The sequence below is a fragment of the Bifidobacterium sp. WCA-178-WT-4B genome, assembly GCF_009696495.1.
Taxonomy (GTDB): Bacteria; Actinomycetota; Actinomycetes; order Actinomycetales; family Bifidobacteriaceae; genus Bifidobacterium; species Bifidobacterium infantis.
In genome coordinates, this window is the sequence record NZ_VULV01000024.1 from 1 (window position 1) to 12,347 (window position 12,347).

General features: G+C 56.8%; 9 protein-coding genes and 3 pseudogenes. 5 read left to right on the forward strand and 7 right to left on the reverse strand.

Annotated features, from left to right (window positions below; all coding sequences use genetic code 11):
* The 3 genes from FYJ31_RS12990 to FYJ31_RS12265 form a co-directional block, all read left to right on the forward strand.
* Positions 1 to 206 (forward strand): hypothetical protein (locus FYJ31_RS12990; RefSeq protein ID WP_229774122.1); only part of this gene is annotated, 206 nt, incomplete at its 5' end.
* A gap of 293 nt (positions 207 to 499) precedes the next feature.
* Complete coding sequence (locus FYJ31_RS12260; RefSeq protein ID WP_195839514.1) at positions 500 to 1,768, forward strand: MFS transporter; 1,269 nt, start codon at positions 500 to 502, stop codon at positions 1,766 to 1,768.
* A 222-nt stretch (positions 1,769 to 1,990) separates the two neighbouring features.
* A complete protein-coding gene (locus FYJ31_RS12265; RefSeq protein WP_154536804.1) occupies positions 1,991 to 3,010 on the forward strand; it encodes a LacI family DNA-binding transcriptional regulator in 1,020 nt (339 codons plus the stop codon).
* A 10-nt stretch (positions 3,011 to 3,020) separates the two neighbouring features.
* Here FYJ31_RS12265 and FYJ31_RS12270 read toward each other — a convergent pair whose 3' ends face one another.
* The 7 genes and pseudogenes from FYJ31_RS12270 to FYJ31_RS12295 form a co-directional block, all read right to left on the reverse strand.
* A complete protein-coding gene (locus tag FYJ31_RS12270; RefSeq protein WP_065464885.1) occupies positions 3,021 to 4,034 on the reverse strand; it encodes a LacI family DNA-binding transcriptional regulator in 1,014 nt (337 codons plus the stop codon).
* A 176-nt stretch (positions 4,035 to 4,210) separates the two neighbouring features.
* Positions 4,211 to 5,653, reverse strand: a complete 1,443-nt coding sequence (gene gndA / locus FYJ31_RS12275; protein WP_060621589.1) for an NADP-dependent phosphogluconate dehydrogenase — start codon at positions 5,651 to 5,653, stop codon at positions 4,211 to 4,213.
* A gap of 87 nt (positions 5,654 to 5,740) precedes the next feature.
* Positions 5,741 to 6,220 (reverse strand): annotated as a pseudogene (locus tag FYJ31_RS12995) (gluconokinase); the annotation flags it as partial.
* A gap of 74 nt (positions 6,221 to 6,294) precedes the next feature.
* Positions 6,295 to 7,542, reverse strand: coding sequence for a D-mannonate dehydratase ManD (manD, locus tag FYJ31_RS12280; protein ID WP_012577064.1), 1,248 nt, complete (start codon positions 7,540 to 7,542; stop codon positions 6,295 to 6,297).
* Positions 7,543 to 7,644: 102 nt separating this feature from the next.
* The gene (locus FYJ31_RS12285) at positions 7,645 to 9,039 is read right to left on the reverse strand and encodes a mannitol dehydrogenase family protein (protein ID WP_065464886.1); all 1,395 of its coding nucleotides are present in this window, start codon (positions 9,037 to 9,039) and stop codon (positions 7,645 to 7,647) included.
* A gap of 35 nt (positions 9,040 to 9,074) precedes the next feature.
* The gene (gene uxaC / locus FYJ31_RS12290) at positions 9,075 to 10,505 is read right to left on the reverse strand and encodes a glucuronate isomerase (protein ID WP_154536805.1); all 1,431 of its coding nucleotides are present in this window, start codon (positions 10,503 to 10,505) and stop codon (positions 9,075 to 9,077) included.
* A gap of 29 nt (positions 10,506 to 10,534) precedes the next feature.
* On the reverse strand, positions 10,535 to 11,008 hold the full coding sequence (locus FYJ31_RS12295; RefSeq protein WP_227485082.1) for an HIT family protein: 474 nt from the start codon (positions 11,006 to 11,008) through the stop codon (positions 10,535 to 10,537).
* A gap of 212 nt (positions 11,009 to 11,220) precedes the next feature.
* Between FYJ31_RS12295 and FYJ31_RS12300 the strand changes: the two are divergent.
* Together FYJ31_RS12300 and FYJ31_RS12305 are read left to right on the forward strand one after the other, a co-directional pair.
* Positions 11,221 to 11,346, forward strand: a pseudogene (locus tag FYJ31_RS12300) (transposase-like zinc-binding domain-containing protein); the annotation flags it as partial.
* A 66-nt stretch (positions 11,347 to 11,412) separates the two neighbouring features.
* Positions 11,413 to 12,217: pseudogene (locus FYJ31_RS12305) on the forward strand (IS3 family transposase); the annotation flags it as partial.
* Positions 12,218 to 12,347 lie beyond the last annotated feature (130 nt).

Below are 12,347 nucleotides of genomic sequence, written 5' to 3' on the forward strand. Positions count from 1 at the left end.
GCAATGACCTTCCTGATGGTCATGCCCTCCGTGAAATACAGGTCAACGGCCCTGCGCCGATCCTCCATCGAAAACATGCGGACTCCAATCCGGACGCCCAAGCGTCCAACTTTCCGTCCGCATCCCCGAATGTCAGATTAGAACAATTTGGCATATTCTTTGTGACTGCAGGACTGTGCAGTGTAAATGCTATTTGTAACGGCTGAAATAGCTCAAGGGCAGACGACCGGTTGAATTGAGGTGAACGGGTTGAACGAAACTGCCTTCGAACGTAGATTCCGTCGTGCTGATATGAAGGATTTGCCAACCATACTGAGGAATCACGAGCATGCACGTGAATTGATGGCCGCCAATGGCAATCCGACGCAATGGGGGCACACGTTCCCACGTGGAGAAGTGGTTCGTAACGACATCGCAAAGCGGCGTACCCTTTCTTCGGCGGTGGCCAGCTCGCGCTGGTAGCCACCTATCTGGCCTTGTTCTGGACGCTTTTTGCGGAATGAACATCAGTATCGCGCAGGGAATCATCGGCACCAGCGCCATCATCAGCGCCATATCCGCGCTGATGTTCGGGGTGTTTGACGACAATCTATATCGATATCGGATAGGGCGTAGGTTCGGACGGCGTCATCTCATGTTGATGCTTATTGCGCCGTCGCTGCTCATCGGTGTATTGCTGTGGATTCCCGGATCGCCAGTGCCGTTGTACGCGTGCGTTTACGTGCTATGGGTGGTGCTGGCCCAGGCTTTTCAGGCGTACTACAACCCGTTGCCTGGCGAAATGACGAAGGATTTCAGCCAGCGGACGAAGTTGTCGACCACCAGAATGTTCATTTCCACTTCTGCCGCCACTTTCATACCACTCGCCGGAAGCTGGGCGTTGTCGATATACGGCGAGACCAAGGCGACCGCTTACATGGTAGTGGCCATAATCTCGACTTTGATGTTCTCCTGCGCCGTGGTGATTACCTGGAAACGCACGTGGGAGTTGACGTCCGATGAGGCCGGCTTTGGCGAATACGCCAACGGCACGGTGCATGAGTCGCATCTTGGACTGCGCGGTTGGATTCGCCGCGTGGCGCATGTGATGCGTGAGTATGCCACGACGTTGCGCATCCGCGAATTCCGCAAGCATCTGACGATTTTCCTGTTGGTACAGACATCCTCTGATGTCTTCGGTCAAACGTTCCTGTTTTTTGTTTTGTATGACTGGAATAAAACGGCGGCCTTTGCGTCGCTGTTGTTGGGTTGTTCCATCGTATCGTTGCCGTTTATGCCGGCATTCGGCAAAGCGGTGGTGAGATTCGGCGTGCGAAAGCTTTATGCGTTCGGCCTTTGCCGGAATGCTGCTTGGCGTGGTTTGGCTGGCATTGGCATGGATTCTGACGGGTGTTCTGCCCGTTGCAGCATGGATGGTGCTGTCCGTTATCGCATCGTTGTGGTTCCTTGTATTCAAGGCGCTTGTCGGATACCTGCCGTGGACGGTATTGGTGTTCATGCCGGATATCAATCAGATTGTTACGCGTCGGTATCGTTCGGCCACTTTTTCCAGTGTACAGTCTTCCCTCCGACAGCTTGGTTCGGGCATCGTCACCATCGGCGTTGGAATGGTTCTCGCCATGGTCGGATTCGATTCCTCCCTTCCCCAGCAGTCGTGGAAGGCGTCGATTGGTGTGGCTGTGGTTATGTTGGGCTTTTGCCCTGTCTCGATGATCGTGTGCTGGATTGTGTCGTCACGTCTGATAATCAACCAACAGACCGATCTTGATGTTTTGCATGAGGTCGAACGTTTGCGTGCCGGGGGAGACAAGGCTGATGTTGATTCCTCTGTGCGGCGTACCGTGGAGCGGCTCACCGGTCTTCCATATGAGGAATGCTGGAAATAGCATGAGGAAATAAAAGCCGATGCAAAATCGCCTACGTCATTTCATATTCAGCATTTCGAAAACTATACTGCAGGAGATGCGTTTACCTAACATGGGAGGGCAGTATGTCTAGGCGCAAAACATATCCCGGAATTGTCGATGTCGCACGTGAGGCGCAGGTGTCTCCTTCAACTGTTTCGCGGACTTTCTCCCGACCTGGTTACGTCAGCAAAGCCACTGCGAAACGAATTTTCGATGCCGCGAACCGTCTCGGATACCGGTCTAAGGAGATCGCGCCCGTCACGACCCTCGAGGTCAAGCATCATCTTATTCTGCTCATTGTCTCCGATATCAGCAATCCCGCGTTCGCGCAACTCATCCGCTGTATCCAGCATGAGTGCATGCGCGAGAACTACGGTCTGCTCATCGCCGACACGGAGGAGACCAAAATAAACGAGCGCGATAGTCTCCACGACTTCAACAATGTGGACGGCGTCGTGCTGGCGTCTTCCCGATTGAGTGACACCATGATTCGAAAATTCGCGCAACATCACAAAGTGGTCATGGTCAACCGCGAGGTGCGTGGCATACCATCCGTAATACCGGATTACTCGTCCAGCTTCGAATCCATGGTCGACCGTCTCATCGCGCTCGGCCATACCAGCATCACTTATCTCACCGGGCCGGAAGCCTCTTGGGCGGAAGGCATGCGCTGGCGCACGCTATTCGACGTGTGCAAAAGGAAGAACATGCTTTTGAAACGTCTTCCGGGCAAGTACCCGACTCTCCAAGCCGGTCAGGAGGCGTTCCGGAAGTTCATGAAGCAGCCCAGTTCCACTGCGATAATTACCTACAATGATCTGCAGGCAATGGGGTTCATCACCTCGGCGAGGCAGCACCACGTGGAAATCCCTGGGCGTTTTTCGGTGATCGGCATCGACGACACCCCGAATTGCACGCTTATTTCCCCCTCGCTCAGCAGCATACACATCGACCGTCGCGAGGCGGGAAAAACCGCGACCGCCATCTTGTTCGGTATGGTGAACGGCCGGAATCAATCGAACGCGGGCAAACAGGGCCTTTGGGAAATACCTACCAGCTTCATAGAACGGGATAGTATCGGCATTCCGCTTGCGGATTGTTAGCCCATAGCTTTCAATCTCGCCGGGGTCCGGTGCTGCCACGTGCGATGAAACGAGAGTCCAACATAATCGGTTTCAGCAATCGATGGAGGTTTCCTCCGCGCAGTCGACTGACCAATTCATCCACCGCCATTTTCCCTATCGTCGCACGATCGATATGAATCGTCGACAATGTCGGATTGACGATTCCGCTGATGGGAATGTCGTCGATTCCCACAACAGACACCTTTTCGGGGACTTCCATTCCGCATTCCTCCAGCGCGGCCATGAAGCCGACGGCCATGATGTCGTTATAGGCGATCACCGCAGATGTGGCATGTTGCGAGAATTGTGGGAGACAGGCGAATCCTCCGCTGTAGGTGGGAGCGGAACATGGTATGCAGTTCAAAGCGATATCATTCTGTCGGCATATGCTGACCAGCGTCTCCTTCCTGACCATATTCTGCCATGAATCCGTTGGCCCTGATAAATAGGTTAGGGACTCATGCCCCAGGGAGCGCAACTCATGGACGGCCTGTTCCAGACCCGTACGAGTATCCGCAATCACCGATTTGATGCCTTGTACCGCCCGGTTGATAAGCACCAAGGATTTTATCTTCGCCATCTTCTTGATATTCGCGTCGGACAATCGCGACGAGACGAGTATGACGCCGGCAACGTACGCCTCCATCAGACCCAACATAATACGTTCGATCGAGCTCATCTCTTGCGAGTCGATGATCATTATCGAATATCCGTACTTCCGACACTGCTGCTGGATGCTCTTCACGAATTCCGCGTATACCGGGTTTCCAACGTCGTTGATCACCACGGCGATCAATTTGCTGGACTCGTCATGCGCGTATGCAGAACCTTTGCGCGGCACATAGCCGATTTCCTCCGCCACACGGTATATGGTCCTCAATGTATCGGCGTTGACGCGCTCAGGATGAGAAAAGGCTCGAGACACCGTGGCAACGGATATCCGAGCGGCTTTGGACACATCGCTCAGGCTAACGCGATGATGTGCCGGAAACTTATCATCCACAATTTCCCTTCCGATGATTTATCCCTTCACTTCGGTAGGGGGCTGCGTGATTATCTCCAAGAAAACGTCCGCAGCCCCTTATCCATAAAAGAAAACCGCATCTCGATTATCCGAATTTCTTCAGTCCGATAATCGGGGTACGGTTAAAAGCGTCAGCTTTTTATTTCCCTTTTACATCAGGCTTGATGCTCTTCCGGGCGGTTCTGCTCAGCCCACAGCTTGTGGAAGACGCCGGGCATATCCACGCGACCATAGGTGTGAGCTCCGAAGAAGTCACGCTGTGCCTGGGTCAGTGCAGTAGGCAGACGCTTCGAACGCAGTCCGTCGTAGTACGCCAAGGAGCTGGAGAAGACAGGCGTTGGAATGCCTGCGTCGATGGCCGCCTTGATGACTCGACGCCAAGACTCCTGTGCGTCGGCAAGGAACTTGGCGAAGTACGAATCGAGCGCCAGTGCCGCCGGATGGCCGTTGGTGTAGGCGTCGGTAATACGGTTGAGGAACTTCGCACGAATGATGCAGCCTCCACGCCAGATCTTGGCGACGGCTCCCAGGTCGATGTTCCAGCCATACTGCTTGGCACCATCCTCGATCTCGTTGAGTCCCTGAGAATAGGCGATGATCTTGGAAGCGAGCAATGCGCGACGCACGTCTTCGATGAAGGTCGCCTGGTCCCCCACGGTGATGGCATTGTTGGGGCCTGCAGGCGCGCTGTCCTGCGCGGCTTGCCTCAGCTCAGGATGGCTCGACAGCGCACGCGCGAACACAGCCTCTCCGATGCCGGTGACAGGGGAACCGAACTCCAGTGCGGTCTGCACCGTCCACGTACCAGTGCCCTTCATACCTGCGCGATCGACGACGACATCGACGAACGGCTTGCCGGTACGCTCGTCCTTCTCATGAAGGATATCGGCGGTGATCTCAATCAGATAGGAATCAAGATCGCCCTTGTTCCAATCGGCGAACACATCGCCAATCGCCTCGGGGGAAAGTCCCAGACCGCGACGCAGAATGTCGTAGGCTTCGCCGATGACCTGCATGTCGGCGTATTCGATGCCGTTGTGCACCATCTTGACGAAATGTCCGGCGCCATCGGTGCCGATATGCGTGACGCAAGGCTCACCGTCGACCTTGGCAGCGATGGATTCAAGAATCGGACCAAGGGTCTTCCACGATTCGGCGGTGCCTCCCGGCATAAGGGAAGGACCGTTCAGAGCGCCTTCCTCGCCACCGGACACGCCGCAACCGACGAAGTGGAATCCAGCGGCGCGCACTTCCTTCTCACGCTTGATGGTGTCCTTGAAGTAGGAGTTTCCACCGTCGACGATGATGTCGCCAGGCTCGAAGGCCTCTTCGAGCTGCTTGATCACGGCATCGGTCGGAGCTCCGGCCTTGACCATGATGATGGCGGTACGAGGACGTTGCAGGGAAGCGGCGAATTCCTCCATGGTCTTAGCAGGAATGAAATTGCCTTCGGTGCCGTGCTCGGCCAGCAGCTTTTCAGTACGCGAGTAATGGCGATTGAACAGTGCCACGGTGTTGCCGTGGTGGGCGAGATTGCGGGCCAGGTTGCTGCCCATTGCAGCGAGACCGATAACGCCGATGTTAGCTTGTGCTGTCATGATTGTATCCCCTTGCTGTTGCCGTTCGTTCAAATGAATGATATTGCTGAGAGCCAATCCCAATTGACTCAATGCCTCGTGGCATAGCACCTCTGGAGGCAAGTTGGAAATGAGCCGTATGCCGTGCTCATCAGCCTCGAGAGGCTCCAAAGTGTCAATCTGCGATTGCAGAAGCTCGACGGGCATGAAATGCTCACGCTGCGTCATACGTTCGGCGATATCGGTTTTATCGAGATCAAGCTCGACGAAAACGACTTGTGCGTTCGCCTCTCGTAGGATGTCGCGATATGCGCGTTTCAACGCGGAACAAGTGACGATGGTGTTGGCTCCCTTGCCTGCCTGCTCGGTGATCCAATCGCGTAGGCTGCGAAGCCAGGGCCAACGGTCCTCATCGGTCAGTGGATGACCAGAGGCCATTTTGTCGATATTGGCTTGGGGATGGAAATCGTCGGCTTCGGCATATGGCCATCCCAATTCGTTTACGAGTTCCTGAGCCATGGTCGTTTTACCGGTGCCTGTCACACCCATGACGATCAGACTGACGGGTTCGGCATTGGAATCAAGCATGGATTCTCCTTGAATGGAAAGGGCGATCAGACCCGAATACGTTCCAATCGCCCGATAATGAACCGGTGGCTAAATCACCACTCGTGCATGGTGCCGTCAAGCAGGCGGTCAACGGGGAGCGGAGCCGGCTGGTACGGATACTTCGCCGCAAGCTTCTCGTCGAAGTCGACGCCCAGCCCCGGCTTGTTGCCCGGGTGCAGATATCCATCCTTGAAGGTGTACGAAGTGTGGAACACCTCGAGAGTCTCCTCGGAATGCTTCATGTACTCCTGGATGCCGAAGTTCGGAATCGCTAGGTCAAGGTGCAGGTTCGCAGCCATGCCGACCGGGGAAACGTCGGTCGGACCGTGGAAGCCAGACTTGACACCAAAGAGCTCGGCGAAGGCCATGAGCTTCTTCATGTGGGTCAGACCACCGGTGTGGGTGACGGCGGAACGCACGTAGTCGATGAGCTGTTCCTTGATCAGGGTGATGTAATCGCTCCACGAGTTGATAATCTCGCCGATGGCGATAGGCGTGGTGGTGTGCTCACGCACGATGCGCAGGAATTCTTGATTCTCCTCGGCCGGAGTGGAGTCTTCCATCCAGAACAGGTCGTACGGCTCGAGCGACTTGCCGAAGCGAGCTGCCTGAATCGGGCTCAGACGGTGGTGGGAATCGTGCAGCAGGATGAGGTCCTTGCCGTACTTGTTACGAACTTCCTCGAACACTCCCGGAAGCGTGTTGAGGTAGGTGCGTGCGTCCCAAACCTCTTCGACCGGCACCGTGGTACGGCGGGCAGGCTCGTAGTCGTAACGCAGGCCCTTCTCGCCGGCGCCCTGCTGGGAGTTAGCGGAACCGGCGACACCGTAGGTGGACGGAATGCCCGGCAGAGCGAACTGAATACGGGTGGCCTTGAAGCCCATGTCGCGGTACATGTCGATGGAATCGAACAGGCTCGGGAAGTCCACACCGGAAGCGTGGGCGTAGGTCAGAATGCCGGTGCGGGAAGCGCCGCCCAGCAGCTCGTAAACCGGGACGCCGGCCTTCTTGGCCTTGATGTCCCACAGTGCCACATCCACAGCGGAGATGGCGGCCATGGTCACCGGTCCACGCTTCCAGTAAGCACCCTTGTACAGGTACTGCCAGATGTCCTCGATGTTGTCCTCATTCTTGCCGATAAGGCTCGGAGCGATGGTCTCTAGGTACTTCGCGGCGACGAGCTCACGTCCGTTCAGCGTGGCGTCACCAAGTCCAACGACGCCGTCAGTAGTGGTGATGCGGAAAACGACGAAATTACGTCCCGGGCTGGTCACGAAGACTTCAGCTTTTTCGATTGCCATGGTTATTCCTTCCTGTTATGACGCGGCGCGTCCGCGTCATAATCCCCACCTACGGCGAGGAAGCTTATGTTATCGGTTATTTGATTATGTTTATGGTTGTGGTCACGCGGCTGTCGCCGAAGACAGCTCGTTGACGAGTTCGCTCACCTTGTTGGTGAAAGTGGCGTTGGCGCCAAGATCCTTGTCCAGGTAGGACACGGCTGGGGTGACGTCATCGTTGACGGCAAGTTTCCTCACCTCGTCGAGATTCACGTCCTTGGCCTCCGTGTTTCCAAATCGACGCAGGAACACGATCCATGCGGCGACAGCACGTGCCGGAGCCGTGATGTCGCGACCGTCCGCAAGCGCGTGCTTGGCGACAGGCACGATTCGTACCGGCAGCTTTTGCGAACCATCGGTGGCGATTTGGAAAAGGTGATGGTGAATGCGCGGATTGGAGAATCGCTCCAACAGCTTGGCACGGTAGTCGTCACTGGAGACGGACAGGTATGATCCGGCCAGATCCCACCATTCATTCACCCATGCCCGCAGCTGCGGGTCAGCGATGGCCTCGGCCACCGACTCATGACCGAACAGCGGGCCGACATAGGCGAGAGTGGAATGCGAACCATTGAGCATCCACAGTTTGCGCTGCTCGTAGGGCTCCACATCATCCGTGATAACGGCACCGGCCTTGTCCCATGCAGGACGTCCCTTCGGGAAGTCGCCTCGGATGACCCATTCGAGGAACGGTTCCGTGCGCACCGGCGCCACGTCGTACCATCCCTTGTCCTGTGCCACGGTCTGCAGTTCGGCGTCGGTGGTGGCCGGCGTGATGCGGTCGACCATCGAAGTGGCCCATGCCACGTTGTCGCGAGTCCATTCCAGCAAGGTGGGGTCCACGGCCTCAATGGCCTGCTCGACGACGCGACGGAACGCGGCTCCGTTGCCTGCGAGGTTGTCGCAGGGAAGGATAGTGATCGCTCCGGCGTTTGCCGCGCGACGCGCCTCCAGCCCGGCCACAATGCGTGCAGGCACGGTGGCAAGTTCGGACACGTTCACATCGTTACGCAGTTTGGCGAGGTCCTCCGACACGTCGGTGTCGTTGACGTCTAGATCACCGTGGGCGTTCCTTTTGTATCCAGCTTCGGTAACCGTGGAGGTGACGATGGACACGTTCGGATCCGCGAAGTACTTGTGCAGCGCCGCCATGTCGCCGCCCTCATGCATCGATGAAATCGAAGAGATGACTTCGAACGAATCGCCTTCCGGTGCCGAGGTGATCAGCGTGTAGACGTTGTCCTGAGGGGCCAGCTTGTCGACCATTCGGCGAGAACGTCCGGTGAAACCGGCGATGCCCCACTGCGCGGTGTCCGGCGCATGTTCCGTGTACCAGGCTTGATGCGCCCTGGTGAAATTGCCGATACCAAGATGGATGATGCGCACCGGCGCTGCGGCGCGGCCGTGCTCTGCGCGGTTCAATCTGGGCAATGACGTGAAATCATGTGTATCAGTCATATTTACTCCTTGAAATCAATAAAAGGTCGTTCGAGTCAGAGCTTGAACACGTCAGAAGGCTGACCGTCCACGGAACGAATGGCGATCTGCTCGCCTTCCTCATAACTCAACCGGTGGTCGGCGACCAGACCGGAGATGTAACGTGCGGTCAGACGACGGTTCATGTCATGGCGGGCGGGGATGGAGCACAGCGCACGGGTGTCATCGATGAATCCCGACAGCTTGGCGAAACCAGCGTACGGAACGACATCCTCGTAGTAGCGCAGAATCGGCTCAGGCGCATCCAGGAACCACCACGGGGCTCCGATGTACAGCGCCGGGTAGTATGCCGCCATTGGAGCGAGCTCGCGGGAGTATGCGGTCTCATCCATGGTGAATGCCACAAGGTGGAAATCAGGATTCTCGCCGTATTCGTTGAGCATGGGTCGCAGCCAGTGAGCCCAATCAGCCGGCATCGGGCAATCCGCTCCACAGTCCGGACCGTAGTTGACGAGCTGCTTGCGGTAGTGGTTGCGCATCACGCCGGGGTGCAAGGTCATTACCAGACCGTCGTCCTGTGCGAGCTTTGCCTGGTCGTTGAGCAGATGGGCGTGCAGCTTGCGTGCCTCATCGGAAGTCAGGTTGCCACTACGAGCCTTGGTGTACAAGCGAATCGCCACATCATCCGACAGGCGTGTGGTGTCGCCGGACCAATTGACTTCGTCAAGCGAAGGATCCACACCGTAATCGGCGGCGACTGCGCCATGCTGCTTGAAGAACAGACGACGACGGCGCATGGCCTCTACGAATCCTTCATAAGTGGCGGTGCTTACGCCAGCCGATTCACCCAGCTGGTCGCAGAGCTGAGCCCAATCCACACGATCGACCGCAAGGTAGCGATCCGGACGGAAACACGGTGCAAGACGCGCCGGGAAATTGGCGTCGGCGCGCACCTTATCGTGCAGGACCAGGTCATCGGTGGGGTCATCGGTGGTGGAGATGAAGCCGATGTTGAAACGCTTCACAAGCTTGCGGGTGGTGAAATCGTCGGAGGCAAGGAGCTCGTTGAGCTCATCGTAGATGCTGTCTGCGGTGTCTTCATTGAGTGGCTTGTTGATGCCGAACACATTGGACAGCGAATCCTCCATCCAGTAACGCATCGGCGTGCCAGCATAGGCATACCAGTACTTTCCAAGGAGGCGGAAGGCGTTGCGAGATTGTTCTTCGGTGAAGTTCTTCTGGCCCACACCCAGCTCGCTGAAAGGAACACTATGTCCGTGCATGATACGGGTCACGTAGTGATCAGGAGTGATGAATAGATCGGTGGGGTTCTTGAAATGCTTGTCTTCCGCGAACCAGTCGATAGGGACGTGTCCGTGAGGGGAGATGATGGGACGATCCTTGATTGCCTCGTACAGTCGACGTGCGATTAAACGTTGTTCCGGATCCGTTGGGAATAGGCGATCTTCATTGAGCGCGGATACCATTGTAACTACTCCTTAAAATAGAGGCTTATTCACAGATGCTGGATGATGGCTTTCGCCAATTCCTGATATTGCGATTCGTCGAGGTGGACGCGATCGGGGTTCATTGCGAACACCGTCTTCCACTCAAAGCCGTCCCGATACTTGGGGCACAGGTGGAAGTGCAGGTGGTGCCCGTCGTCTCCGTAGGCGCCGTAGTTGATTTTGTCCGGGTGGAAGGCCGCGTGCAAGGCTTTTGCCACATGGTTCACGTCATTCAGGAAAGCCTCACGTTCCTCATCGGATAGGTCCACGATTTCGGAAACATGATGTTTCGAGGCAACAATGACACGTCCCTTATGACTTTGTTCCTTGAACAGCACAAGCTTCGAAGCTGGCAGTTCGGCAATTATGATGCCGAACGCGTCCAAGGCCTCGCCTTCATCGCAGTAGGCGCAAAGTTGTTTCTCTGGCTCTGGCATATCTCGTCCTTTGAGAGTTGCTGCAACGATGTGGCTGTTGGCCACATTGCTGTGTTCGTTTGCAAGTTCTTTTTCAATATATGCGTGGGTCGGAGTGATCAGTGCCGTTTTGCATTTATTTGCTCGAGTTCTAAATAGGGTCTATAGGAACTTTTGCGGTGCTTATGATCGAGGTCCGGCCTTGTACGAGTAGGCGTGTCGGCATGCCTTTTTCCCCGCGTGGAAAATGATGCACTCCCGGTGGTGGGCTGGATGGTGTGAGAACGCCATCCAGCAAAGCGAAGAAATGCCCGGTATGCGGGCGTGCGGTGAAGAGGAACGGATGGACCGGCAAGGGCACGCAACGATGGAGATGCCGGGCCTGCCGGCTGAGCTCGACGATGGTGGATTGGCTACAATGTATTAGACAGTCCTATGGGTGACGATTGACATGAGGTTGGAGGCCGACGATGGCCGACCCGAAGCATCCCCGCCACTACGAGGAGTCGTTCAAGCGGCAGATCGTGCAGCTTTACGAGAACGGCAAGCCGGCGCGCGAGATCAAGGACGAGTACGACATCTCGCATTCCACGCTGCACCGTTGGGTCCAGGTCATCCGCAACGGCGGCTCCACCCGGGCCGCGGACAACCGCACGCCTGAGCGGAACGAGCCGGTCGAGCTGCGCAAGCGCAACAGACAGTTGGAGATGGAGGTGGACGTTTCAGAACAAGCGGCGCCGGTATTCGCACGAAAGTAGCAGTGATACGGGCCAACGGCCGCCCGCTGCCCGGTATCGGCGCGATGCGGGATGCTGAGCGTTCCCCGCTCCACCTACTACTGGATGACCGAACATCCCGAAGCCGAGCGGGTGGATCCGATCGCCGGCGACGTGCACGCGGTCCGGTGCGACAGCCATGAGCGTTACGGCGCCAGGAAGATCAAGGCCACGCCTGGAGCGGAGGGGCGTCATCGCCTCCAGAAGGCGCATCGTCGACATCATGAAACGGCGGGGCATGGCGAGCGCGTACGCGCGCAGAACGTTCAAACCACACAGGACGCGGGTTAACGAGGCCAGGCTCGCGAACATCATCGACCGCGAGTTCGACGGCTACGAGCCGCGCACCCGCCTGGCCAGTGACCTGACGTACGTGCGCGTCGGCGGCAAGTGGGCGTACGCGTGCCTGCTCATCGACCTGGCGAACAGGAGCATCGCCGGACACAGCGCCGACACGGGCCGCACCGCCGACCTGGTCATGGGCGCGTTCGCCACGCTCGGCTGTTTTTGTTCAATAGGAAGTTGAGGTTTTAGTCACGAAGGTTTTTCGGGTTTAGGCGGAAAGGCATGCCGACCACCCGTGGGCCTTAGCCTGATGGTGCTTCTAGTTCCATTCGGGAAAGGTCCGG

What these genes read in the sequence shown, in the direction of transcription:
- FYJ31_RS12265 (WP_154536804.1), top strand. Translation starts at nt 1,991, where the DNA reads ATGTCTAGGCGCAAAACATATCCCGGAATTGTCGATGTCGCACGTGAG.
- gndA (WP_060621589.1), bottom strand. Translation starts at nt 5,653, where the DNA reads ATGACAGCACAAGCTAACATCGGCGTTATCGGTCTCGCTGCAATGGGC.
- uxaC (WP_154536805.1), bottom strand. Translation starts at nt 10,505, where the DNA reads ATGGTATCCGCGCTCAATGAAGATCGCCTATTCCCAACGGATCCGGAA.
- manD (WP_012577064.1), bottom strand. Translation starts at nt 7,542, where the DNA reads ATGGCAATCGAAAAAGCTGAAGTCTTCGTGACCAGCCCGGGACGTAAT.
- FYJ31_RS12285 (WP_065464886.1), bottom strand. Translation starts at nt 9,039, where the DNA reads ATGACTGATACACATGATTTCACGTCATTGCCCAGATTGAACCGCGCA.
- FYJ31_RS12260 (WP_195839514.1), top strand. Translation starts at nt 500, where the DNA reads ATGAACATCAGTATCGCGCAGGGAATCATCGGCACCAGCGCCATCATC.